Annotated in this window: 25 protein-coding genes; 17 read left to right on the top strand and 8 right to left on the bottom strand. The window is 62.9% G+C overall.

The features are described 5' to 3' along the window. Positions 1 to 99: 99 nt before the first annotated feature. From BLU15_RS10140 to BLU15_RS10150, 3 genes are all read right to left on the bottom strand, one after another. Complete coding sequence (locus BLU15_RS10140; protein ID WP_060586573.1) at positions 100 to 861, bottom strand: amino acid ABC transporter ATP-binding protein; 762 nt, start codon at positions 859 to 861, stop codon at positions 100 to 102. Beyond that, on the bottom strand, positions 858 to 1538 hold the full coding sequence (locus BLU15_RS10145; protein ID WP_090295216.1) for an amino acid ABC transporter permease: 681 nt from the start codon (positions 1536 to 1538) through the stop codon (positions 858 to 860). Before BLU15_RS10145 ends, BLU15_RS10140 begins: the two co-directional genes overlap by 4 nt. A 106-nt stretch (positions 1539 to 1644) precedes the next feature. Beyond that, on the bottom strand, positions 1645 to 2418 hold the full coding sequence (locus BLU15_RS10150) for an amino acid ABC transporter substrate-binding protein (RefSeq protein WP_090295217.1): 774 nt from the start codon (positions 2416 to 2418) through the stop codon (positions 1645 to 1647). A 273-nt stretch (positions 2419 to 2691) separates the two neighbouring features. On the opposite strand from BLU15_RS10150, the gene BLU15_RS10155 reads away from it, so the two are divergent. From BLU15_RS10155 to ispG, 4 genes are all read left to right on the top strand, one after another. Further along, the gene (locus BLU15_RS10155; RefSeq protein ID WP_090295219.1) at positions 2692 to 3474 is read left to right on the top strand and encodes a DeoR/GlpR family DNA-binding transcription regulator; all 783 of its coding nucleotides are present in this window, start codon (positions 2692 to 2694) and stop codon (positions 3472 to 3474) included. Further along, a complete protein-coding gene (locus BLU15_RS10160) occupies positions 3471 to 3857 on the top strand; it encodes a VOC family protein (protein WP_090295220.1) in 387 nt (128 codons plus the stop codon). Before BLU15_RS10155 ends, BLU15_RS10160 begins: the two co-directional genes overlap by 4 nt. Before the next feature lie 29 nt (positions 3858 to 3886). After that, positions 3887 to 5071, top strand: coding sequence for an MFS transporter (locus tag BLU15_RS10165; RefSeq protein WP_034802948.1), 1185 nt, complete (start codon positions 3887 to 3889; stop codon positions 5069 to 5071). Positions 5072 to 5234: 163 nt separating this feature from the next. Further along, positions 5235 to 6488: a flavodoxin-dependent (E)-4-hydroxy-3-methylbut-2-enyl-diphosphate synthase gene (ispG, locus tag BLU15_RS10170; protein ID WP_034803175.1), complete on the top strand. Its 1254-nt coding sequence runs from the start codon at positions 5235 to 5237 to the stop codon at positions 6486 to 6488. 31 nt (positions 6489 to 6519) lie between these two features. On the opposite strand, the gene BLU15_RS10175 is transcribed toward ispG, so the two are convergent. From BLU15_RS10175 to BLU15_RS10185, 3 genes are all read right to left on the bottom strand, one after another. Then, positions 6520 to 7161, bottom strand: coding sequence for a LysE family translocator (locus BLU15_RS10175; protein ID WP_090295222.1), 642 nt, complete (start codon positions 7159 to 7161; stop codon positions 6520 to 6522). An 81-nt stretch (positions 7162 to 7242) separates the two neighbouring features. Then, entirely contained in the window at positions 7243 to 8298 is a 1056-nt protein-coding gene (gene hisC / locus BLU15_RS10180; RefSeq protein ID WP_090295223.1) for a histidinol-phosphate transaminase, read from the bottom strand. A 4-nt stretch (positions 8299 to 8302) separates the two neighbouring features. Continuing rightward, positions 8303 to 9217, bottom strand: coding sequence for a polyprenyl synthetase family protein (locus BLU15_RS10185; RefSeq protein WP_090295225.1), 915 nt, complete (start codon positions 9215 to 9217; stop codon positions 8303 to 8305). Positions 9218 to 9362: 145 nt separating this feature from the next. Here BLU15_RS10185 and mtgA point away from each other — a divergent pair, with 145 nt between their 5' ends. The 5 genes from mtgA to BLU15_RS10210 all read left to right on the top strand — a co-directional run bounded on the left by mtgA (position 9363) and on the right by BLU15_RS10210 (position 12507). Then, complete coding sequence (gene mtgA / locus BLU15_RS10190) at positions 9363 to 10136, top strand: monofunctional biosynthetic peptidoglycan transglycosylase (protein WP_060529995.1); 774 nt, start codon at positions 9363 to 9365, stop codon at positions 10134 to 10136. A 102-nt stretch (positions 10137 to 10238) separates the two neighbouring features. Then, positions 10239 to 10973 (top strand): DUF1868 domain-containing protein, encoded by a 735-nt coding sequence (locus BLU15_RS10195; protein ID WP_089044288.1) that lies wholly within the window; start codon positions 10239 to 10241, stop codon positions 10971 to 10973. Then, positions 10970 to 11617 (top strand): glutathione S-transferase family protein, encoded by a 648-nt coding sequence (locus BLU15_RS10200; RefSeq protein ID WP_034802931.1) that lies wholly within the window; start codon positions 10970 to 10972, stop codon positions 11615 to 11617. Before BLU15_RS10195 ends, BLU15_RS10200 begins: the two co-directional genes overlap by 4 nt. A 145-nt stretch (positions 11618 to 11762) precedes the next feature. Next, positions 11763 to 11948, top strand: coding sequence for a 50S ribosomal protein L32 (gene rpmF, locus BLU15_RS10205; protein ID WP_034802928.1), 186 nt, complete (start codon positions 11763 to 11765; stop codon positions 11946 to 11948). 157 nt (positions 11949 to 12105) lie between these two features. Then, on the top strand, positions 12106 to 12507 hold the full coding sequence (locus BLU15_RS10210; protein WP_034802925.1) for a membrane protein: 402 nt from the start codon (positions 12106 to 12108) through the stop codon (positions 12505 to 12507). A 94-nt stretch (positions 12508 to 12601) separates the two neighbouring features. On the opposite strand, the gene phaR is transcribed toward BLU15_RS10210, so the two are convergent. Beyond that, a complete protein-coding gene (gene phaR / locus BLU15_RS10215) occupies positions 12602 to 13180 on the bottom strand; it encodes a polyhydroxyalkanoate synthesis repressor PhaR (RefSeq protein ID WP_034802922.1) in 579 nt (192 codons plus the stop codon). Positions 13181 to 13403: 223 nt separating this feature from the next. Here phaR and BLU15_RS10220 point away from each other — a divergent pair, with 223 nt between their 5' ends. From BLU15_RS10220 to BLU15_RS10255, 8 genes are all read left to right on the top strand, one after another. Beyond that, complete coding sequence (locus BLU15_RS10220; protein WP_034802919.1) at positions 13404 to 14585, top strand: acetyl-CoA C-acetyltransferase; 1182 nt, start codon at positions 13404 to 13406, stop codon at positions 14583 to 14585. 121 nt (positions 14586 to 14706) lie between these two features. Then, on the top strand, positions 14707 to 14958 hold the full coding sequence (locus BLU15_RS10225) for a hypothetical protein (protein ID WP_210187437.1): 252 nt from the start codon (positions 14707 to 14709) through the stop codon (positions 14956 to 14958). 17 nt (positions 14959 to 14975) lie between these two features. After that, positions 14976 to 15701 (top strand): beta-ketoacyl-ACP reductase, encoded by a 726-nt coding sequence (locus BLU15_RS10230; RefSeq protein ID WP_034802902.1) that lies wholly within the window; start codon positions 14976 to 14978, stop codon positions 15699 to 15701. 653 nt (positions 15702 to 16354) lie between these two features. Beyond that, a complete protein-coding gene (locus BLU15_RS10235) occupies positions 16355 to 19420 on the top strand; it encodes a helicase-related protein (protein ID WP_034803172.1) in 3066 nt (1021 codons plus the stop codon). Between the two features lie 8 nt (positions 19421 to 19428). Beyond that, positions 19429 to 19842 carry an RNA-binding S4 domain-containing protein gene (locus BLU15_RS10240; protein WP_060521474.1) on the top strand — a complete coding sequence of 138 codons (414 nt, stop codon included), beginning with the start codon at positions 19429 to 19431 and terminating at the stop codon, positions 19840 to 19842. Positions 19843 to 20112: 270 nt separating this feature from the next. Beyond that, complete coding sequence (gene fdxA / locus BLU15_RS10245; RefSeq protein ID WP_060521473.1) at positions 20113 to 20451, top strand: ferredoxin FdxA; 339 nt, start codon at positions 20113 to 20115, stop codon at positions 20449 to 20451. Between the two features lie 411 nt (positions 20452 to 20862). Further along, a complete protein-coding gene (locus BLU15_RS10250; RefSeq protein ID WP_034802893.1) occupies positions 20863 to 21432 on the top strand; it encodes a CarD family transcriptional regulator in 570 nt (189 codons plus the stop codon). A gap of 310 nt (positions 21433 to 21742) precedes the next feature. Next, a complete protein-coding gene (locus tag BLU15_RS10255) occupies positions 21743 to 22609 on the top strand; it encodes an RNA polymerase factor sigma-32 (protein WP_034802890.1) in 867 nt (288 codons plus the stop codon). Between the two features lie 217 nt (positions 22610 to 22826). On the opposite strand, the gene BLU15_RS10260 is transcribed toward BLU15_RS10255, so the two are convergent. Then, positions 22827 to 24338 carry a M48 family metalloprotease gene (locus BLU15_RS10260; protein ID WP_034802887.1) on the bottom strand — a complete coding sequence of 504 codons (1512 nt, stop codon included), beginning with the start codon at positions 24336 to 24338 and terminating at the stop codon, positions 22827 to 22829. Positions 24339 to 24611: the final 273 nt, after the last annotated feature.

Here is a 24611-nt window from a genome sequence, read left to right on the forward strand (position 1 = left end):
AAAACGGCCGGATGCGAATCCGGCCGTTTTTGTTTTGCGATGGATGAGACGACGGCTGCTTAGCGCCTAGGCCAATGGAACCGGTCCCAATGCTTCCCTTCAGATCTCGTAGTCGTGCGGAGCGCTGAGCGAGGCAATGAACTTCTTCGTTCGCTCGCGCTCGGGCGCCGAGAAGATCGTCTTTGGCGCGCCGCTTTCGACGATGAGGCCGCCGTCGAGGAAGATCACCTTGTCGGCAACGCGCGAGGCGAGCCGGAGGTCGTGGGTGGCCATGACCATGGTGGTGCCTTCGCGGGCAAGCCGGCTCAGGACTTCGACCACTTCTTCCGCCAGTTCAGGGTCGAGCGCCGAGGTCGGCTCGTCGCAGAGAAGCACGCGCGGCGAAGGGGCAAGGGCACGGGCGATCGCCACGCGCTGCTGCTGGCCGCCGGAAAGTGTTGCCGGCCAGGCGTCGGCCTTGTGCGCCATGCCGACCTTTTCGAGCAGTTCCATTGCCCGGGTCTTTGCCCTGTCCGCCGGCCATTTCAGCACGGTGACGAGGCCTTCCATGACATTGCCGAGTGCGGTCTGGTGCGGGAAGAGCTGGAAGTTCTGGAACACCATGCCGGTCTGCCGGCGCAGACGCTGGATCGCCGTCCAGCCGATCTTGCGGCCAGGGGCGAATTCAAGCTTCTCGTCGCCAAGCTTGATCGATCCGGAGGTCGGGATCTCCAGAAGGTTGATGCAGCGCAGCAGCGTGCTCTTGCCGCCGCCGGACGGGCCGACCAGCGCGGTCACAGTGCCCTCGGCGAGCGTCACGGAAATATCCTTCAGCACGAGATTGTCGCCGAAGCGCTTTTCGATGTGGGAGAGCTCGATCATGTGCGTGCCTCCAGGAAGCCGCCATAGCGGGCGAAGCGTCGCTCCAGCCTGACCTGCAGGGCGGAAAGAACGGAGCTCATGGCAAGATAGATCAGCGCCGCCTCGATGTAGAGGATCAGCGGCTCGTAGGTGGTGGCGACGATGCGCTGCGCTGTCTGGAACATCTCGGGCACAGTAATGGCGGCGGCAAGCGACGTATCCTTCACCAGCGAGATGAACGTGTTCGACAATGGCGGCACGGCGACGCGGGCTGCCTGCGGCAGGATCGTGCGGCGCATTGCCTGGCTCCAGCTCATGCCGATCGAATAGGCTGCCTCCCATTGTCCGCGCGGGACCGACGAAATCACCGCGCGAATGATCTCGGAGGTGTAGGCGCCGACATTCAGCGAGAAGCCGATGAGCGCTGCGGTGAAGGCGTCGAGCAGGATGCCGGCGCTCGGCAGGCCGTAAAAGATCACGAAGAGTTGGACCAGCAACGGCGTGCCGCGGATCACCCAGACGTAAAAGCGCGCGATCCAGGCGACCGGTGCCGGCCCGAAGAGCCGGGCGACGGCGGTGACGAGCCCCAGGATCAGGCCGAAGATGAAGGTAAGCAGCGTCAGGGGGATGGTAAAGGTCAGGCCGGCCCAGAGCAGGGACGGCAAGGATTCCAGCATCAGTGGGAGCCAGGTGGTCAAGGGCGAGCCTTTCAAAAAGCGCGATCCGCCCCGGGGTCCGGAACGGATCGCTTTTCATAGCCGAGAATGGCCGGCTGAGAAACCGGCCGAGGGCCCAGTGATCGGGTTACTTCGAGACGTCGGCGCCGAAGTACTTCTGCGAGATCTTGTCGTAGGTGCCGTCGGCCTTGATGTCGACGAGCGCCTTGTTGATCGCCTCGAGAAGCTCCGGCTCGCCCTTGCGGATGATGATGCCGGAGAAGTCGGCATCGGCCTGCTCAGCGGCGATCTTGACCGGGGCGTCGGGCTTCTTCTTCTTGAAGTCGAGGAAGGAGAGGCTGTCGTTGATCGTCGCGTCGGCACGGCCGGTCAAGACGAGCTGGATCGACTGGTCGAAGCCGTCGGTGCCGACGAGTTCGGCGCCGGACGCGGTTGCGAGCTTGCCGAAGTTGCTGGTCAGCGACTGGGCCGACTTCTTGCCCTTGAGATCGGCAAAGCCCTTGATCTCTTCGTTGTCCGACTTGACGATCAGCACAGCCTTGGAGGCGATATAGGGCTCGGAGAAGTCGTACTTCTTCTTGCGCTCCTCGGTGATGCCGACCTGGTTGATGACCGTGTCGTAGCGGTTGGCGTCGAGGCCGGCGATCAGGCCGTCCCACTTGCCTTCGAGGTATTCAGCCTTGACGCCGAGCTTCTCGGCGACGGCCTGGCCGATCTCCACGTCGAAGCCGACGAGCTTGCCGGAGGCGTCGTGATAGGTGAACGGGGCATAGGTGCCCTCGGTGCCGATCTTCAGGACACCGGCAGATTTGATCGCATCGAGATTCTCGCCGGCTTCAGCGGAGCCAAGTGCGGCAACCTGCATCAGAGCGGCGGCAAACAGCGTGGGGAGGAGTTTCATCGTGATTTTCCATCTTCTTTCTTGCCCGGCCCGTCGTCCGGATTGAGCGGACAATCGCATAAAAAATCGGCGATCTGAGCGTATAAAACACCAATTCCTGAGCGTTTTGATGAAGAATTTTCCTCGAATTGACCCCGATTGCGCGCAAAAGCCACGGTTTGTCGAAATTCGCGCGCCGCTCCGATTTGGGCGCTGTGCCGGCTTGAAAACGGTTTCAAAAATTGCTATGCGCATTTATGGCGATTCATGCACGTTTATGCACGGTTGGTGAAAATGTCAGGGGAACTCCTTCTTCGTGAGCGAAAGACGCTGATCCAGGAGCGGTTGAAGGCCAATGGCCGGGTGCTGGCTGCTGATCTTGCGGCTGAGCTTAGCGTTTCAGAAGACACGATCCGCCGCGATCTCCGGGAAATGGCCGCGGCAGGACTGTGCGAGCGCGTCTATGGTGGCGCACTTCCGGTCGCGCCGGCGGCCCACAGCACATTGCGAGAACGGGTGGCGATGGCGCCGGAACGCAAGGCGGCGCTGGCGCGCACGGCGGTCGGCCTGATCAAGCCTGATATGACCGTGTTCCTCGATGCCGGCTCGACCAATCTTGCGATCGCGCAACTGATCGAGCCGGAGCTGCCGGTCACCGTCGTCACCAACACACCGCTGATTGCCGTCGCGCTCATGGAGAAGCCGGGTGTCGATCTGATCCTGCTCGGTGGCCCGCTCAACCGTGCCGTCGGTGCGGCGATCAGCGCGCGGGCTCAGCGCGACGCGGAGCTGCTCCGGCCCGATCTCTGCTTTCTCGGCACGTGCGGCGCCGACGCCGTTGCGGGCCTGACGGCGATCTATTTCGAGGATGCGGAATTCAAGCGGCTCATTGCGTTGCGCAGCCGGCGCCTGGTTGTCGCCGTCACCAGCGACAAACTCGGTACGGCCGCCGCGCACGGGGTCGTCGATATCAATGACAAGGTGACGCTGCTGCTCGAGGCGGATGCGTCGGCCGAGCATCGGTCGGCCTTCGAGGCGACAAGGGCAGAGGTCCTGATGGCGGGAGAGACGGAATGACGACGATCACGCATGTGGCGCTCTGGACGCGGAACCTCGAGGCGATTGCCAGCTTCTGGTCGTCCTTCTTCGGCGCCGAAGTCGGCGAGATCTATGAAAGCCGACGGCGGCCGGGCTTTCGCTCGCGGTTCCTGACGCTTGGCGACGGCCCGGCATTCGAGATCATGGAGGGCCCCTGGGTTGGGCAGGCCGATCCGGCTGAAGAACGTACCGGCCTTGCCCATGTGGCGCTGTCGCTCGGCAGCGAGCAGGCGGTCGAGGCGATGGCCGCGCGCGCCGAGGCTAACGGCATTCTGGTCGCAAAACCGCGATGGACCGGCGATGGCTTCTATGAGGCTGTTGTTCGCGACCCCGATGGAAATCTGATCGAAATCACAATTTGAGCCGGGCGACCCGGCACAGAGGCAAGACCATGGACCAACGTTCTCCTTCCGCGACCGTCCGCCAAGGCTACATGACCCGCAACCGGCTGGCGGTTTCGCTGCTCTTCCTATTGAACGGCTTCGTCATCGGCAGTTGGGCGCCGAAGATCCCGGAATTCAAGGACCGGCTCGGCATCAGCGAAAGCGTGCTCGGCCTGTTGATCCTGATGTTCGGTATTGGCTCGCTGGTGCTCATGCCGATTGCCGGCGGCTACATCGCCCGTGTGGGGTCGCAGAAGGTGGTCAAGGTCACCGCCATCATACTGTCGCCGTTGCTTCTGCTTCTGACGCTTGTCCCCGATGTCTGGACGGCGGCTGTCGCCATGTTCCTGCTTGGCGGTTTTGCCGGCGCAATGGACGTCGCGATGAACGCCAATGCCGTCGAGGTCGAGAAATCCATGCGTCGGGCGATCATGTCGTCCTGCCATGCCTATTGGAGCCTCGGCGGCCTGATCGGTGCCGGTATCGGCGGCTTCCTCATGGCCCGCTTCGGTGTGCTGCCGCATGTCCTCGTCGTCACTGCGATCTGCCTGGTACTGATTGTCGCCGCTTGGCCGATGATCCTGGCTGACAAGCCGCATCCAGGCGCAGCCAAGGAAAAACTGCGCCTGCCGATGACGCCGCTCCCCTGGCTGATCGGCATCATGGCGCTGTTCTCGATGGTGCCTGAGGGCACAGTGCTCGACTGGGGTGCGCTTTATCTGCGCAACGAGCTTGGCGCCTCCGTTGAGCTTTCCGGCTTCGGCTTTGCCGCCTTCTCCGCCACCATGGCGACCATGCGTTTTGCCGGCGATTTCGTGCGGGATCGCTTCGGCGCCAAACGGACGCTCCGCATCTGCACCGTCACGGCACTCGTCGGCATGATCGTCGCGGGCACGGCGCCCAATGCCTATATCGCCATCCTCGGTTTTGCGATCGCCGGCATCGGCATCTCCAACATGGTGCCGATCGCGTTCTCGGCCGCCGGCAACATGCCGGGCCTGCAGCCGGGCATCGGGCTCTCGGTCGCGACCTTCATGGGCTATTCCGGCATGCTGTTCGCACCGTCGCTGATCGGCTTCGTTGCCGAGCATACGGGCTTTGCCATCATCTTCGCCTCGGTGCCGCTGCTCTTCATCGTCGTGCTTCTCTTGTCGCACCATGCGATCCATGCGGATCACGCTAAGGGGCACTGAGACGGAACGGCGCCATCAAATCGCCGTCAGGGCATGATGTCGCCGTTGACAATCAGGCTTTCCTCATCCACCTGATGGGCAAATGGCCAGGGCGAGTTGAGGAAAGTCCATGCGGGTTCTGCCCGCATCCTCGCCCGGCTCAGTGACCCACGAAGAGGCCTTCATGTCTTCCGCCTTCGATTTCGATCCGCAGCCCCGCCGCGCCTCCGTCGCCGTCGATGTCGGCGGCGTCATCGTCGGGGGCGGCGCACCGGTCGTGGTCCAGTCGATGACCAACACCGATACGGCCGATATCGATGGGACCGTGGCCCAGGTGGCCGCGCTGCACAAGGCCGGTTCGGAACTGGTGCGCATCACCGTCGACCGCGACGAGAGTGCGGCGGCGGTGCCGAAGATCCGCGAGCGGCTCGAGCGCCTTGGTCTTGACGTGCCGCTCGTCGGCGACTTCCACTATATCGGCCACAAGCTGCTTGCCGATCATCCGGCCTGCGCCGAGGCGCTTGCGAAGTATCGCATCAATCCGGGCAATGTCGGGTTCAAGGACAAGAAGGACAAGCAGTTCGCCGAGATCGTCGAGATGGCGATCCGCTACGACAAGCCGGTGCGCATCGGTGTCAACTGGGGTTCGCTCGACCAGGAACTGCTGACGCGGCTGATGGACGAGAACAAGGCGAACGGTTTTCCGCTGACGGCGCAAGAGGTGACGCGCGAGACGATCGTGCAGTCGGCGCTGCTCTCGGCGGAACTCGCCGAAGAGATCGGTCTGCCGCGCAACCGCATCATCCTTTCGGCCAAGGTTTCCGGCGTTCAGGACCTGATCGCCGTCTATGCCATGTTGTCGGCCCGCTCGGACCACGCACTGCATCTCGGCCTCACCGAGGCCGGCATGGGCACGAAGGGCATCGTCGCCTCGTCCGCTTCGCTCGGCATCCTCATGCAGCAGGGCATCGGCGATACGATCCGCATTTCGCTGACGCCTGAGCCCGGCGGCGACCGCACCCGCGAGGTGCAGGTGGCGCAGGAATTGCTGCAGGTCATGGGTTTCCGTCAGTTCATCCCCGTTGTTGCCGCCTGTCCCGGCTGCGGACGCACCACATCCACGGTGTTCCAGGAACTCGCCCAGAAGATCCAGGACGACATCCGCCGCAACATGCCGGTCTGGCGCGAGAAGTATCCCGGCGTCGAGGGCCTGAAGGTCGCGGTCATGGGTTGCATCGTCAACGGCCCGGGCGAAAGCAAACATGCCGACATCGGCATCTCTTTGCCCGGCACCGGCGAAATGCCGGCCGCCCCCGTATTCATCGACGGCGAGAAGGCAATGACGCTGCGCGGCCCCAACATTGCCGGCGACTTCGAGACGCTGGTTTCCGACTATATCGAGAAGCGCTACGGCCGCGGCCAGGCGGCGGCCGAATAACGGACAGCCCGTCTACGGCAATTGTGGGCGATCAGAGCCGCGACGTCAGCAGCTTCAGCCCGGCAAAGGCAAAGAAACCGGCCATCAGGCTTTCGATCAGCCGCCTGGACTTCAGATAAGCGCGGTGTACCGGCGTGAGCGAGAAGACGATCGCAAAGCCGCAGAAGGTCATCAGACCCAAGACCATGCAGCCGCCGATAAAAGTGGCGGTAACGCCGACCGGCGCGCCCGCGGGCATGCCGAGTGACACCAGCATGATCCAGGAGAAGATCGCCTTGGGGTTCGTCAGGTGGATGCCGAGCCCCTTGAGATAGAGCCGCTTCAGCGAGGTCTGCACCTTTGCCGTCGGTACGATCGCGCTCTTGTCGCTGCGCATGGCGGCGCGCAGTGCGTTATAGGCGAGCCAGAAGAGATAGCAGGCGCCGGCGATCTTCAAGACGATGATCGCGTGGCCATAGGCGCGGATCAGCGCCGAGAGACCGGAGGCCGTCAGCATTGCCCAGGTGTAACTTCCCGTCAGAACGCCAAGGGCAAGCGCCAGGCCCGCCTTTCGTCCCTGGCTGACCGAGGTGGTGATGATCGCCAGGATCGCCGGCCCCGGCGATGCGGTCGCGATCAGATAGGCGGTCCAGGCAATGAGAAGCTGCGGCAGATAGGGCGTCAGGTCGAACATGCGAGAAAAGCTCCGGCTCGGTCGCCGGAGGCTAGATCAGTTCGTCGCCGGTTTGAAACAGCGAAATGTCACCGAGACAACTTAGAGGATCTCGTCTAGCGCCTCGATCAGGCGCGCGCATTCGGCATCGGTGCCGATGGTGATGCGCAGGAAATCGGAGATGCGCGGCTTGGCGAAATGGCGCACCAGCACGGCGCGCTCGCGGAGCGCCTTCACCAGCGTTTCTCCGCGATGGCCGGGATGCCGTGCGAAAACGAAGTTTGCCGACGAAGGCAGCACCTCGAAGCCGCGCGCTGTCAGTTCGGCCGTGAGCCGGTCGCGCGACGCGATGATCTTGGCGCGAGTCTCCTCGAACCAGGTTTCATCCTCGATCGCTGCGATGGAGCCGGCCTGGGCCGGGCGGCCGAGCGGATAGGAGTTGAAGCTGTCCTTCACCCGCTCCAGCGCCTCGATCAGCGGGCGCTGGCCAATGGCGAAGCCGACGCGCAAGCCCGCAAGTGCGCGCGACTTGGAGAAGGTCTGGACGACCAAGAGGTTCTCGTATTTCGAAACCAGTTCTGCGGCCGACTGGCCGCCGAAATCGACATAGGCCTCGTCGATGACGACGGGCTGGTCCGGATGGCTTGCGACCAGCCGCTCGATGTCGGCGAGCGGCAAAGCGATGCCGGTCGGGGCATTCGGGTTCGGCAGGATGATGGCGCCGCAGGGCCGGTCGTAGTCGGCGAGATCGATCTCGAAGCGATCGCTGAGCGGGATCTCGACCGTGTCGATCTCGAAGAGCCGCGCATAGGTCGAATAGAAGCTGTAGGAGATATCCGGATAGAGCAGCGGCGCGTCGTGCTTCAGCAAGCCGGCGAAGATGTGCGCCAGCACCTCGTCCGAGCCGTTGCCGACGAAGACTTCTTCGGCGGTCACGCCATAGCGTACGGCGATGGCCTGGCGCAGCTTCAGCGCCAGCGGGTCCGGATAAAGGCGAAGATCGCTGCTCGCTGCCGCGGCGATCGCGTCGAGCACCTTCTCAGACGGACCGTAGGGGCATTCGTTGGTGTTGAGCTTCACCAGGTTGGCGATGCGCGGCTGTTCGCCAGGCACGTAGGGCTTCAGCTTGGAGACGATCGGCGACCAGTATTTGCTCATGGATCTAGCTCCTGCGATTGGCGATGAAACGGGCGGCTTCGACGAGAATGGCCGAGCGCGCTCCATAGGGCGCAAGCAGCGCTTCGGCTTCGACGACCAGTTGCTCCAGCCGGTCTTCCGCCCAGGTCTGGCCGTTGAGCGCGACCAGCGTGCCCTTGCCACGGGCGGCGTCCTTGCCGGTTGCCTTGCCCATGGTCTCCGCATCCGCGGTAAGGTCGAGCAGGTCGTCGGCAAGCTGGAAGGCAAGGCCGATCTTTTCGCCGAAGGCGCGAAGCCGCGCGCGGTCCTCCTTCGAAGCGCCGGCGACGATGGCGCCAGCCTCGCAGGCAAAGCGGATCAGGGCACCTGTCTTCATCGCCTGCAGCGTGACGATCCCGGCCTCGTCCGGTGGCGACTTTTCCGCGGCCAGGTCGAGCGCCTGTCCGCCGGCCATGCCGCCGTGGCCGGCGGCGCGTCCGAGCGCCAGGATCAGTTCCACCTTCTGCGCATCCGAAAGCGCTGTCTCGGGTGCTGCGATGATATCGAAGGCGAAGGTCAGCAGGCTGTCGCCGGCAAGAATCGCCGTCGCCTCATCGAAGGCCCTGTGCACGGTCGGCTGGCCGCGGCGCATGTCGTCGTCGTCCATCGCCGGCAGGTCGTCATGGACCAGCGAATAGCAATGCACGCATTCGAGTGCCGCGCCGACGCGCAAGGCCGCATCGCGATTGCCGCCGAGCAGATCGGCGCATTCGATCACCAGGAAGGGGCGCAGACGCTTGCCGCCGTTCAGCACGCCGTGGCGCATGGCCGCGAGCAGGTTTGCCGGCCGGGCGATTTCGTCGGCTTCCGTCGTCTGGCCGAGCAGACGTTCCAGCAGACCCTCGACGGTGCGGGCATTGGTGGCGAGGCGACGGGTAAAAGGCGATGTGTCCTGGCTCATGCGCGCTCTTTGACATGGGCGAAGAGGGCTTTCAACGGGGATTCGTGTCGCAGCCGCGCGCTTTCCCTGGGACAGCCTTCTCCGCGCCTTGCCTTTTGCCAGAAAGCCCGTTCAACTCTGCCTGCGCATGCACTAAGAGAAGCGGATGGACAGCGAGGTGAACAGTCAGGCCGCGAACGTCGTTCCGGAAGCGCGCGAGGAGGGCGAATTGCCTTCCAGTCGCTGGTCTTCGCTTCGCCGGACGTTGCGCACGCGTCGCCGCCAGATCGTCCTGGCTGTTCTGGGCTTTCTCGTCCTTCCCTACGCGCTGATCGTTCTCTACCTGGTGGAGTTCATCCATCCCGTCTCGACGCTCATGCTGCGCGATCTCGTGCTGCTGCGCGGCTACGATCGGCAATGGGTCGAGTTCGATGATATCGCCCCGGTTCTGGTGCAGTCGGTGATGATGTCGGAGGACGGGCAGTTTTGCGCCCATGACGGCGTCGACTGGGGCCAGATGCGGGGCGTGGTCGAGGATGCGCTCGAAGGGGAATCCACCCGCGGCGCGAGCACCATTCCGATGCAGACGGTCAAGAACCTCTATCTCTGGAACGGTCGCTCCTTCCTGCGCAAGGGCATGGAACTGCCGCTGGCGGTCGCCGCCGACTTCGTGTGGAGCAAGCGGCGGATGATGGAGATCTATCTGAACATCGCCGAATGGGGCGACGGGATCTATGGTATCGAGGCGGCCGCCCGCCATCATTTCGGGGTTTCGGCGTCGAAGCTCTCGCGCCGGCAGGCGGCGCTGCTTGCGGTCTCGCTGCCCAATCCGAAGGAGCGCAACGCCGGAAAACCCGGCCGCGGGCTCAAGCGCCTGGCGAACCTGATCGAGCGCCGCGCCAGCCGCTCCGGCGGTTACATCACCTGCCTTTATAACTAGGATCAGACCTTTTCATTGGATGCGCTCGCTGGGCGATGTCATGCTCGCGTAGTAGAGTTCTGCCATCTGGGCCTCTCTCCCTTCGAAAGGCCCGATTGCTCCATGACCTTGATTTCCCCCTCGCTTCTCGCCCTTGGCCGTAGCGCCAACGATGCCCCGCCGAGACATCTCGGAACGCGCTACAACACCGAAGGCCAGTTCCTTTCGGAACCGGGCAACACGGTTGTGTCTCACGTTGCCGCCGGATCGCCGTCCGAGGCCGCCGTGCTTGCGGTGCGCGACCGGGTGATGGCGATGCCCGAGGCGGGGCAGTTCGCCTTTACCCACCCGTCCAGCCTGCACATGACGATCTTCCAGGGCATCATCGAACACCGCCGGAAGCTCCCTTACTGGCCGGCCGACATGCCGCTCGATACGCCGATCGAGGTGATGACGGCGCACTACCGCGAACGGCTTGCGCATTTTGCGCCGCTGGAGCAGTTCCGCGCCCGCGTGACCGAGATCACGCCGACGGGCCTTGCGCTCGAAGGCGACGGTGCCGCCGACCGCGCCTGTCTCAAGGCCTGGCGCGACGCTTTCGCGGAAGCCTTCGGCTATCGCCATCCGGATCATGACGACTACCAATTCCACATCACCTATGCTTACCCCGTCGACTGGCTCGACGATGCGGCGCTGCCGCGCTGGCAGGCGATGCTGGACGAGCAGCTCGCTTTTCTGCGCGAGCAGGCGCCGGTGATCGCGCTCGATCCGCCGGCCTTCTGCTCGTTCGAGGACATGAACCATTTCGAGGAACTGATCGTTTTCTCGGAGAGACCAGCAATCAAGGAACAGAAATGACCGGACTTACACTCTATGTCGGCAACAAGAACTATTCGTCCTGGTCGATGCGGCCATGGATCGCGATGACGGCAGTCGGCATCGATTTCTCGGACGTGGTCATTCCGTTCGATTTCGCCGCCGGCAATCCGGAGATCCGGGCGATCTCGCCGACCGGAAAGGTGCCGCTGCTGCGCCACGGGGACCTGCTTATCTGGGAATCGCTGGCGATCATCGAATATGTCGCCGAACTCTTTCCCGACGCCGGGCTGTGGCCGGCCGACCCTCAGGCGCGCGCCCGGGCGCGCAGCTATTCGATGGAGATGCTGTCCGGTTTTCGCGCTCTGCGTGGTGCCTGCCCGATGAACATCCGTCGGCCAAAGCAGGCGCTGGACGTTGGCGCGGACGTCCGCGCGGACGTGGCACGTATCGAGCAGATCTGGACGGAGGCGCTTGCGCGTTCCGGTGGCCCGTTCCTCTTCGGGTCCTTCAGCGCGGCCGATGCGATGTACGCGCCTGTGGTTAACCGCTTCGACGTCTACGATCTCGTTGCGGATCGAGAAACGCTCGGCTACATGAACCGCGTGAAGGCACATCCGGCGTTCCTGAAATGGGAGGAGGCCGCCCGCGCAGAGCCGTGGGTCGTCGCCGAAGACGAGGTCTGAAAGGGTCGAGTCGAAAAATTGCCCGTGGGGACTGGTCAAACGGCAGTTGTCCATGTATAAGCGCGCCAAATTTCCGTGATTAACATCTGTTTTACACGGCCATTTCGGCTGCTGAACAGTGTTTGCCCGATAAGTGGAGAATGAAATGGCTGTACCTAAAAGAAAAACGAGCCCGTCCAAGCGTGGCATGCGCCGTTCGGCTGACGCTCTGAAGACCCCGACCTACGTCGAAGACAAGAACTCCGGCGAACTGCGTCGCCCGCACCACATCGACCTGAAGACCGGCATGTACCGTGGCCGTCAGGTTCTGACCCCGAAGGAAAGCGCATAAGCGTTTCCGTTCGCGGATTAGGTTCAAAGGGCTGGCTCTGCCGGCCCTTTTGTTTTGCATCTGACATGATCTTGCTTGGACGCCGTGGTATCGCTGGCGCCTTGCGTGACGACGCCGCATATACATGGTCCACCATAAACGCGGTCAAGGAGTTCTGATGCTTGCTGCCATACCGCTGCTGATCCTACCTTTTGCAATCTACAATCTCGCGATGATCGGAATGTTCGGCGGCCTCGCCGGCCTGAACGCCGACATGGTGTCGCTCTCCATGCTATCAGGCGCGACCTGGACGATGCGCTTCGGCGACCTTCTGATCGTCGGCGCCCTGCTGCTGCTCTTCGTCGAATTGCTGAAAGCGACGCGCACGAGCAGCCGCGCACTGATGGATCATCTGCTCTCGATGATCCTGTTCATCGTCTTTTTGATCGAATTTCTGCTGCTCGCACCGGCGGCAACGCAGCTCTTCTTCATCCTGATGACCATCAGCTTCATCGATGTTATCGCCGGCTTTGCCGTATCGATGCGCTCGGCCGGCCGGGACGTGTCGATCGGCCTCTAGGTCCAGACGGTTCGGGGCGACGCCGCCCCGATTTCCGCGATCTCTGTTCAGGTGAGGTGAAGGCAGGAACCGCATTCCTGCCTGGTGGTCCTGCTTAGCCGAGATTGTCGAGCTTGGTCTGGAGCGCGCGAAGCTGCTCCTTCAGCTCGTCGATATCCTTGGCTTCGGCCTTCTTTGTTTCCTTCACGGGCGGCGCGGTGATGAAGGGCGAAAACATCTGCATGGCCTGATGGAACATCTCGGTGTTGCGACGCACCTGCTCTTCGACAAGTTGCAGCGGAACCTGCAGGTTTTTGCCGAGCGGCGTGTCGCCGAAGGCCTTGTTGATCTGCTCGCGCATCTGCGACTGCTGCTCGGTGAAAGCCTGCATCGAGTGTTCGAGATAGCTCGGCACCACCATCTGCATCTGGTCGCCGTAGAACGAGATCAGCTGGCGCAGGAAGGAGATCGGCAGCAGCGTGTTGCCGGTCTTGGACTCCTGCTCGAAGATGATCTGCGTCAGCACGGAATGGGTGATGTCCTCGCCGGATTTTGCATCCTGAACGATGAAGTCCTCACCCTTCTTCACCATCACAGCCAGGTCGTCGAGCGTGACATAGGTGCTGGTCCCGGTGTTGTAGAGCCGCCGGTTCGCATATTTTTTGATAACGATCTGGCCTTCGTGCTTCGCCATCAGGGTCTCCTCTCCCCCATCATCCCGTCTTTATTGCGTTTTTCAGAGTATCCGCAAAAGCGCGCCGCTGACAATGTCTTTGTGCGTTGCGGCGACGCAAGTGCAAAATCTTGCGGTTGCGTTTTAGGTGACGCTTTTGTGGCACTGCATCAAGGCGTTTGACTTGCGTCGCGCGCTTTGCCAGTCTGCCTGCATTAGGCAAGAAGATCTGAGGAAACGTCCCATGAGCAATCCCTCCATCGTGATCGCCAGCGCCGGCCGCACCGCGGTCGGTTCCTTCAACGGTGCCTTTGGCAATACGCCGGCGCACGAACTTGGCGCTGCCGTCATCAAGGGCGTGCTCGAGCGCGCAGGCGTCGAGGCTGCCGAGGTCGACGAGGTGATCCTCGGCCAGGTGCTGCAGGCAGGCGAAGGCCAGAACCCGGCGCGCCAGGCGGCGATGAAGGCGGGCGTTCCTCAGGAAAAGACCGCCTGGGGCATGAACCAGCTCTGCGGCTCGGGCCTGCGCGCCGTCGCGCTCGGCATGCAGCAGATTGCAACCGGTGATGCTGAGATCATCGTCGCCGGCGGCATGGAGTCCATGTCGATGGCGCCGCATTGCTCGCATCTTCGCGGCGGCGTGAAGATGGGCGACTTCAAGATGATCGACACGATGATCAAGGACGGCCTGACCGACGCCTTCTACGGTTATCACATGGGCATCACCGCCGAGAACGTCGCTCGCCAGTGGCAGCTCAGCCGCGAGGAGCAGGATGCGTTCGCGCTCGCCTCGCAGAACAAGGCCGAAGCCGCCCAGAAGGCCGGGCGCTTTGCCGACGAGATCATTCCCTTCATCGTCAAGGGTCGCAAGGGCGACGTCACCGTCGACCAGGACGAATATATCCGCCACGGCGCAACGCTCGATCAGATGACGAAGCTGCGCCCCGCCTTCGACAAGGAAGGCACGGTCACCGCCGGCAACGCTTCCGGCCTCAATGACGGCGCCGCAGCCACCCTGCTGATGACCGAGGCGCAGGCCTCCAAGCGCGGCATCCAGCCGCTCGCCCGTATCGTTTCCTGGGCAACCGCCGGCGTCGATCCGCAGGTCATGGGCACCGGCCCGATCCCGGCGTCGCGCAAGGCGTTGGCAAGGGCCGGCTGGGCGATCGGCGATGTCGAACTGGTGGAAGCCAACGAAGCCTTTGCTGCCCAGGCCTGCGCGGTCAACAAAGACCTCGGCTGGGATCCGTCGATCGTCAACGTCAATGGCGGCGCGATCGCCATCGGTCACCCGATCGGCGCGTCGGGCGCCCGCGTGCTCAACACGCTGCTGTTCGAAATGAAGCGCCGCGGCGTTTCCAAGGGGCTTGCAACCCTCTGCATCGGCGGCGGCATGGGCGTCGCCATGTGCGTCGAGCGGTTCTGATCGGTCTGGCGGCATGAACAGCGCCAGGTGGGTTCCATTTTCCCTGCTTCTGGCCGGTTCGCCGATCGTTTCTGCACATGCCAATCCCGCGCCTCTTAACGAGGCGCGGCTGGTAGAATGCATGCTGGAACATACGACTTCCGACGAGGAGAGCGTTTTCAAGGACGTGATGGTCGCGGCCTTGAACGATGACAGCGGCGCATTGAAGGTGTCGCTGGAGCAGCTCTCCGCGGTGATGATGGGTCTCGCGCTGGAGAAGTGCGAGGTGGCTCTGTCCGCGCTGGCTACGCCGCAGTTTCAAGCGGCCGCCGGGCTCTACGGGCAACAGGTCGGCGAAAAGCTGATGCAGAAGGCATTCGAAAAACTGAACTGATCAAGTGGGAGGCGCATATGAGCAGGGTAGCATTGGTCACGGGTGGGTCGCGCGGCATTGGTGCGGCAATTTCCATCGCACTCAAGAATGCCGGCTACAAGGTGGCTGCCAACTATGCCGGCAATGACGAGAAGGCTCAGGCCTTCAAGCAGGAAACCGGCATCCCGGTCTACAAATGGGACGTTTCCAACTATCAGGCCTGTGCCGAGGGCATCGCCAAGGTCGAGGCCGATCTCGGTCCGGTCGATGTGCTCGTCAACAATGCCGGCATCACCCGAGATGCCATGTTTCACAAGATGACGCCGGAGCAATGGGGTGAGGTGATCGGCACCAACCTCACCGGTCTCTTCAACATGACGCATCCGCTCTGGTCGGCCATGCGTGACCGTGGCTTCGGTCGCGTCATCAACATCTCGTCGATCAACGGCCAGAAGGGCCAGATGGGTCAGGCCAACTATTCGGCGGCCAAGGCCGGCGATCTCGGCTTCACCAAGGCGCTCGCCCAGGAAGGGGCTGCCAAGGGCATTACCGTGAACGCGATCTGCCCCGGCTATATCGGCACGGAGATGGTGCGGGCGGTGCCGGAGAAGGTGCTCAACGAGCGCATCATCCCGCAGATCCCGGTTGGCCGCCTCGGCGAACCGGAAGAAATCGCCCGCTGCGTGGTGTTCCTCGCCTCCGACGATGCCGGCTTCATCACCGGCTCGACGATTTCGGCGAACGGCGGACAGTTTTTCGTCTGAGCATCAGACAAGCCGAACATTACCGGACGGCGCCTTTCGAGGCGCCGTTTCCATGCGGCGGCAGCGCTAAGAATCCCGCTCGAAATCCTGAAGTTGCGCTGGCAGTTCCGTTGCCGGAGGGGGGCGTAGACACTATATCTTGTGGAGAACAAAGGTGGAATGACGCGCGGTCTGCGAGTCGCTGCCGAATGTTCCCGCACTGGTCGCGACTCTAAACTGCGATTCTCATTCTCTCACTTGGGTGAATCCCTGACGAATTTCGTGAAAAATTTTCCAGGCTTTCCAGAGTCTTGGATTCGGAATCCTTGGACCTGTCAGGCAATGGCAGAGCCGGGATTGTTGCGCGCCAAAGGGCCTGATGCGCGGAATCAGCTCCAGATTCAGCATGTGGTGCAACGTTCGGCGTTGAAATCTATATGTAGTCGTGAACATACAGTGAATCACAATGAGTCGTCGATTCGTCGCCGATTCGTTCCACGGCTGTTCCAATTGTCGATTGCGCCGACCACAACAGGTGGTGCAATGGGCTAAGAGATGCCAAGCGATGGTTTTAGTTGTCGGCGCCCCTTGCGTTTGGCTCGGTGCGTGGGCATGTGTTTGCCGCCAGCGTGAAAAGACGCTGCCGTAATTTCTGAATGCCCGGGATCGATGACGTGTCCGTTCACCCCATGATCCTGAGCGGCCGCGGTGTCACCGCGGTGCTCGGGCCTACCAATACCGGCAAGACGCACTACGCGATCGAGCGCATGATTGCGCACGACAGCGGCGTCATCGGCCTGCCGCTGCGGCTTCTCGCGCGCGAGGTTTATACGCGCCTGGTCGAAAGGGTCGGCCACCACAATGTCGCGCTGATCACCGGCGAGGAAAAGATCACCCCGCATCGCGCGCGCTATTCGGTCTGCACCGTCGAGGCCATGCCGCGCGAGACGACGGCGTCCTTCGTCGCGATCGATGAAGTGCAGCTTGCCGGAGATCTCGAGCGCGGCCATATCTTCACGGACCGGATCCTGCACCTGCGCGGTCGCGGCGAGACGCTGCTGCTTGGTGCCGGAACGATGCGGCCGATCCTCGAGCAGTTGCTGCCCGGCATCACCGTCGTCGAGCGACCGCGCATGTCGCAACTGCTCTATGCCGGTTCGAAGAAGATAACCCGTCTGCCGCACCGCACGGCGATCGTCGCCTTCTCTGCCGACGAGGTCTATGCGATCGCCGAGCTGATCCGCCGCCAGCGTGGCGGTGCCGCCGTCGTGCTCGGCGCGCTGTCGCCGCGCACGCGCAATGCGCAGGTGGCGCTCTACCAGGAAGGTGACGTCGAATACCTGGTCGCGACCGACGCGATCGGCATGGGCCTCAATCTCGACGTCGACCATGTCGCCTTCGCGCAGGACCGCAAGTTCGACGGCTATCAGTTCCGCAATCTCAACCCGGCCGAACTCGCGCAGATCGCCGGCCGCGCCGGCCGGCACTTGCGTGACGGTACGTTCGGTGTGACCGGCCGCGTCGATCCCTTCGACAACGAGCTGGTCCACCGTATCGAGGCGCATGAGTTCGATCCGGTGAAGGTACTACAGTGGCGCTCGAAGGCGTTCGACTACGCTTCGATTGCCGCTCTGAAGAAGAGTCTTGAGGCCGCGCCGACGGTTCCCGGCCTTGCCCGGGCGCTACCTGCGGTAGACCAGCAGGCGTTCGAGCATTTGGCCCGCTACCCTGAGGTCGTCGACATCACGACCAATGCCGAGCGGGTGGAAAAACTGTGGGAAGCCTGCGCGCTGCCGGACTATCGGCGCATTACACCGGCTCAACATGCCGACTTGATCTCGACGATCTACGCGGATCTTGTCCGCCGCGGTACCGTAAACGAAGATTTCATGGCCGAGCAGGTCAGGCGGGCCGATCATACGGACGGTGAGATCGACACACTTTCGGCGCGAATCGCGCAGATCAGGACATGGACTTATGTGTCGAACCGGCCAGGATGGCTGGCCGATCCGACACACTGGCAAGAAAAGACGCGGGAAATTGAAGATCGATTATCCGACGCACTACATGAACGGTTGACGAAACGCTTTGTTGATCGCAGGACATCTGTGCTCATGAAGCGCCTGAGAGAGAATGCTATGCTGGAAGCTGAAATCAGTGTGAATGGTGATGTCTTCGTTGAAGGTCATCACGTAGGACAACTAACCGGTTTCCGGTTTACGCTGGCGACCGGCGGCGATGGCCCGGATGCCAAGGCTGTGCAGGGTGCTGCCCAGAAGGCGCTGGCGCTCGAGTTTGAGGCACGCGCCGCGCGGCTGCATGCTTCCGGCAACAACGACCTGGCGCTTTCGTCGGATGGTCTTGTGCGCTGGCTCGGCGATCCCGTCGCCCGTCTGACGGCAAGCGACCACGTCATGCGCCCGCGCGTCATCCTGCTGGCCGACGATCAGCTGCAGGCGAACGCCCGCGAGCACGTTCTGGCGCGCATCGAGCGTTTCGTGAACCATCACATCGGAACGGTCTTGAAGCCGCTCGACGATATTTCGCGCGCTGAAGATCTCGAAGGTCTCGCCAAGGGCCTCGCCTTCCAGCTCGTCGAAAACCTCGGCGTACTGTTCCGCCGCGATGTCGCAGACGACGTCAAGTCGCTCGACCAGGACGGTCGCGCTTCGATCCGCAAGTACGGCGTTCGCTTCGGCGCCTACCACATCTTCCTGCCGGCGCTCCTGAAGCCGGCGCCGGCCGAACTTATCACGCTCCTCTGGGCGTTGAAGAACGACGGCCTCGACAAGCCCGGCTATGGCGACCTCATCCCGATGCTCGCCGCCGGCCGTACGTCTGTCGTTACCGATCCGTCTTTCGAGCGGACCTTCTACAAGCTCGCCGGTTTCCGCTTCCTCGGAAAGCGCGCGGTGCGCATCGATATCCTCGAGCGCCTCGCTGACCTTATTCGACCGCTCCTTCAGTGGAAGCCGGGCACGCAGCCGCGTCCGGAAGGCGCCTATGACGGTCGCCGCTTTACAGCGACCACCTCCATGCTCTCGATCCTCGGTGCAACGCCCGACGACATGGAAGAGATCCTGAAGGGCCTCGGCTACCGCGCAGACAGCGTCAAGGCCGAGGAGGCCCAGGCCTTCCTCATGGGTCAGGATGGTGGTGCTGCGGCTGCTGCCGCCGCTTCCGAACCGGTCGCTGCGGTTGATGACGCCGATGCCGGCGACAGTGCGGCAGAAGCCGAGACTGCAGTCGTCGAGGCACCTGCTGCCGAGGCCGAAAAGGCCGAAGCTGACGTTGCCGTCGCTGCCGACGGGGCCCAGCCTGCTGAGGCTCAGGTGACCGAGACCCAAGTGACGGAGACCGGCGAGCCGGTCGAAGCCAAGCCCGTTCTGCTCTGGCGTCCTGGCACCCGTCAGGACAACCAGCGCCAGGGCGGTGGCCGCCACGAGGGCGACCAGCGTCGCGGCGGTCAGCGCCACGGGCGTGGCCAGGGCCAGGGCCAGGGCGAAGGACGTGAAGGCGGGCGCAAGGGTGGTCAGCAGGCGCGTGGCAAGCGCCATGACGGTGGCAAGCCGGAAGGCGGCCCGCGTCAGGATCGCGGCGAGCGTCATGATCGTCACGACCGCGGCGGCAAGCCGGGTCAGGGCAAATTCGAGGCGCGTCCGCCGCGTCGCGAAAAGCCGGTGGATCCGGATTCGCCCTTCGCCAAGCTTGCTGCTCTCAAGGAGCAGATGAAGAAGTAAGGTAGACCATGGAAAAACAGCCTGCGTCCAACCCGGCATCGCGCCAGCGTCTCGACAAGTGGCTGTTTTTCACGCGGCTGATCAAATCCCGATCGCTTGCGCAAAAGGCGATCGAGGATGGCCGTGTCGCCGTCAACGACGAGCGCGTGACGCAGTCGTCGTTTCAATTGAAGACGGGCGATATGCTCGAACTTGCGCTCGACCGGCGCAGTCTGATCGTCCGGGTCCTGGGCCCGGGTGAGCGGCGCGGTCCCTATGAGGAAGCGCGTCTGCTTTACGACGATCTGACGCCAGAGCAGCCGAAGGAGAAGTTGTCGGCCTACGAGCTTGCCACGCGCGAGCGCGGAGCGGGCCGGCCGACGAAGAAGGAGCGGCGGGAAACCGATCGGCTAAAGCCCGATTTCGATCCGCGCGAGGACTGATGGGCGCCGCCAACCCTGCCCGCCGCTGGCTGTAAAACACGACGCGCTTTTGCGCGACAGCCTTTAGAAAACTCTGCCTTTGCCGTGGCGTTTCGCGCATTGAATATTCTTGCAAAGGGTCCATAAAGCCTTTACCTGACAGACCCACGTTGGGTGCATCGGGTTTGCTTCGGCAGCTATGCGCGCCGGACATTCCTAGCATGCGCGGACGACGAGCATCACCATTGATTGCCGTCTGCCATCAAACGTGAGCATTGGCTGGAGTACCTCATGACGTATGTCGTGACCGACAATTGCATTCGCTGCAAGTATACGGACTGTGTCGAAGTCTGCCCCGTGGACTGCTTCTACGAGGGTGAGAATTTCCTCGTCATTCATCCCGACGAGTGCATCGATTGTGGCGTTTGCGAGCCGGAATGTCCTGCCGAGGCGATCAAGCCGGATACCGAGCCGGGTCTTGATATGTGGCTGAAACTGAACGCGGATTTCGCTTCGAAGTGGCCGAACATCACCGTCAAGCGCGATCCGATGCCGGAAGCGAAGGAGATGGACGGCGTCGAAGCCAAGTACGAGAAGTTCTTCTCGACCGAGCCGGGCCAGGGCGACTGAGACGAAGCGGTCGCCGCCGTTCGTCGAGGCTGACGAAGCAAAGCTGCCCCCGGGGCGCAAAGCTGGGGAAAACACGAGCCGCGCTCGCAGTTGCGAGAATGGTGGCTTGATGGCTGCCATGCAGCAAATTATTGATTTCGGCACTTTTTTGTGATAGGTTCCTTCTACTGATCCACAGAGGGTGTTTTTGCGCGCCCGAAAACCATCACGAAAGCAAACGATCTCCAAAACGCGGTTTCTCCCTAGTACGCAACATGGCGTTGCTCTGTTGTGACCGCATTTTATGAGGCTGTTTGCATTCCTTGGACGGACCAGGATGTACCCACCCGGCGGTATCCCCGTCTATCCCGGGCCTCACTGACCCGGCCCCGGCCAGAATGGCCGGCGCGAAACAGGGAGTTTTTGAAACGAATGACGACCCAGCAGAAAAAATCTTCGACACGCCAGGGCTTCAAGACCGGTGAATCGATCGTCTATCCGGCCCACGGCGTTGGCCAGATCGTGGCGATCGAAGAGCAGGAAGTCGCCGGCATGAAGCTTGAGCTTTTTGTCATCGATTTCGAGAAGGACAAGATGCGCCTGAAAGTGCCAGTGGCCAAGGCCGTCAGCATCGGCATGCGCAAGCTCTCCGAAACCGATTTCGTCGACCGCGCGTTGAAGGTTGTGCAGGGCAAGGCTCGCGTGAAGCGCACCATGTGGTCGCGCCGCGCCCAGGAATACGATGCCAAGATCAATTCCGGCGACCTGATTTCCATCGCGGAAGTCGTGCGCGATCTCTACCGCGCCGAAAACCAGCCGGAACAGTCCTATTCCGAACGCCAGCTCTACGAAGCTGCCCTCGACCGCATGGCGCGCGAAATCGCTGCCGTCAACAAGATGTCGGAAACCGAAGCTGTTCGCCTCGTCGAGGCCAACCTCAGCAAGGGTCCGAAGCGCGGCAAGGCGATCGACGAAGACGACGCTCAGGACGAAGCTGCATAAGCTGTCCGACTGCACTGAGACTACCAAAAAGCCCGGCCATCGCGCCGGGCTTTTTCTTTGATCGCATGGAACTTTTGCCGTCCGGGCGCATTTATAAAGGCCGGCAGAAGCGCGCCGCTTTCGCGCCGGGCGATCTTGCTTCTGTGATCCCGTCACCGTTCAGGTTCGTGACTTCGAAGTTAGGGCGCCGCGTCGTTTCTTCAAGTTTCGACATCGCGGCGCGAGACGCCCCCTGCTGCCGGACACTGCATCCGTCCGGCCTTTTGGACTTCACACGCAATGGCGCCCGGCGCCAGTCACGGAGTGATCGATGAAGACTCTCACTGCAGACCGGCGGATGATCAAGATCGCAATGGAGGCGCCCTATCTCGAGCGCGACGAGGAGCACAAGCTGGCGCAAGCCTGGCGAAACGACAACGATCAGGAAGCCCGCAACAAGATCGCCATGTCGCATATGCGTCTGGTAATCTCGATGGCCGCGAAGTTTCGCAATTTCGGGCTGCCGATGGGCGATCTCGTCCAGGAGGGCCATATCGGTCTCCTGGAGGCGGCGGCCCGTTTCGAGCCGAGCCGCGAGGTCCGCTTCTCCACCTATGCCACCTGGTGGATCCGAGCGTCGATGCAGGACTATGTCCTGCGCAACTGGTCGATCGTCCGCGGTGGCACCAGTTCGGCGCAGAAGGCCCTGTTCTTCAACCTTCGGCGTCTTCGCGCCCGGCTTGCCCAGGGCGACAGGCAGCTTACATCGCAGGCTATGCATGAGGAGATTGCGGCTGCCCTCGGCGTCAGTATCGCCGACGTGCAGACGATGGATGCACGTCTCTCCGGCAGCGACACCTCGCTGCAGGCGCCGGTCGGCGGCAGTGATTCCGATGGCGGTGAACGGCTGGATTTCCTCGCCAGCGACGCGCCGCTGCCGGACGAGCAGGTGAGCGAGATGATCGACGGCGAACGGGCACGTGTGTGGCTGCGCGACGCGCTGTGCGCGCTGACGGAGCGCGAAATGCGCATCATCCGCGCCCGGCGGCTGACGGAAGAAGGAGCGACGCTCGAAGAGCTCGGCATCGATCTCGGCATATCCAAGGAACGTGTGCGCCAGATCGAAACTCGGGCGCTGGAGAAGCTCCGGGCGGCCTTGGCGACGCGAGCGCCGGCGCTGACCGCAGGCATTCATTGACCGCCTGACGCCGACCGTCTGCCGCATGCCCGTACTATTCGCCGGAACCCCGCATTGCGCCGGGAAGCGGCACTGTCCGCTGTCAATTTGGCGATGACGATTGGCGCAGCGTGCTTTCGTTCGTGACCGTTCAGGCGCCTCGCGACGTGCTTGCCTAGCAGATGGCAGGCAATTCACGCCCGCAACCGAACGCGCTTCAGCTGCGCCTGTCTCAATCCTATTCGGAAACGATCTTCACCCTGTCGCCCGGCTTCACCGTCGAGCTGACCTGCATCGCATTGATCACCCGGAAGAGGTCGAGCTTACGATCGGTTCCCATCATGCGGGCCGACAACGTGGTGATCGTGTCGCCGGGCCGGACCGTCACCACCCGGATCCGCAGCGGCTTCAGCGACTGCGTCTCAGCGGCCGTCATGCGGCGGAACGTGCTGCGCAACTGGTTTGCGGTCGGCTCGAGTGCGCTCGACCCCTTGGGCACGGCGGTCAGGAAGCGGTAGATCCGCGTGTCGATGCGGATGACCGTCACGTCGAAATCCCAGCGGTCGGCGGAGGCGCGCGCGGTTGCGGCTTCCAGGCCGTTGACGCTGATCTGCCGGATCGTGTCGGGCTTCAGGCCGGTGACCCAGCCGCTGGCGATATAGTCCGTCAGGCTTCGGCCGCCCGTGTCGGCGACGCCATCGAAGCGCACGGCGATGTCGCCGGCGCCGGTCGCCAGAACCGCTTCGGCCTTGTTGTCGATCTGGAACCCGGCGGGCACGTCGAAGCGGATGCCGAGCTGGCCGTGCAGGAAGGTCTGGCCGCGCACGTAGCCCTCCTGCGGGCTGTCGCCATAGAGCAGGCCGTCGATGCCGGCGAGATAATAGTCGCGACCGCGGTCGCCGCTGGTGCCTTCCGGACCGAAGGCGCGGGCGTGCCGACGCGCGAGATCGACACGCTGCGGCGCGTTCGGGTGGCTTGACAGGAAGTCGAGGCTCTGGTCGGATTCCGGATCGACCGCCGTGAAGCGGCTATAGGCGGCCATCGAATCGAGGAAGCGCGCCGCTGCATAGGGGTCGTAGCCGGCTTCGCCGAGCATGCGCACGCCGATCACGTCGGCCTGAAGTTCCTGGTTGCGCGAGAAGGCCGCGAGCCGGAGCTTGCCGCGCGCGAGCGCCTGCTTGCCGGCGATATCGGAGGAGAGGACTTCGGAGACCACGCGGCTGGCGATCACTTCGGCTTCCTCGCGCTGCTGACGCTCGATGCCGTGGTTGGCGGTGACATGCGCCATCTCGTGCGACAGCACGGCTGCGACCTCGGAGGCATCGTTGGCAAGCGCCAGCAGGCCGCGGGTGACATAGAGATAACCACCGGGCAGCGCGAAGGCGTTGATCGCCGGCGAGTTCAGGATGGTGATGCGATAGGACTGCTGCGGATTCTCGGAGACCGCCGTCAGCGCGCCGGTGATGCGCGCGACCAGGCGCTCGGTCTTGGCGTCCTTGTACTCGCCGCCGTAGCTTGCGACGATGCGCGGATGTTCGCGCGCGCCCAGCTGCGCCCGCGGATCGTTCTTCTGGACTTCCTCGACGATCTGCGGATTGGAGGAGGGCGAAACGGTCGGCTGGTAGGTCTGCTCGATCACGGATTGGCATGCGGAAAGGAGCGTGGTCGCAAGCAATGCAACCACGGCGCGTCCACGCAGCCGTCCGCCCTTCGGCGGGAACCGGTCGTGTGTGACTGTATGCCTCTCCATGCCTCAGCCCGTTCCCATCCATCGCTCCGCCCGCATCCTGCGGACAAGTGGTACGACAGCGTTGAAAGTCCTACTTTTTCAGCCCGGCAGCGTTGCTCTGCCGCGACCTCTCAGTCCTGGTCTTGCTGTATCTGATTTCAGCGCCACCTGCCTAGTTTGTCTCGGTAGAAATAGTTGCCCCGTGGTATCACGGCAACGGATGCGGGAATATTCGCGCCCTTGCCGGATATTTCGCGCGTCGCATGGCGCCGCGGTCAAATTGTGGCAATCGGC

The sequence above is a fragment of the Ensifer sp. YR511 genome (genome assembly GCF_900103045.1).
Lineage (GTDB): Bacteria > Pseudomonadota > Alphaproteobacteria > Rhizobiales > Rhizobiaceae > Ensifer > Ensifer adhaerens.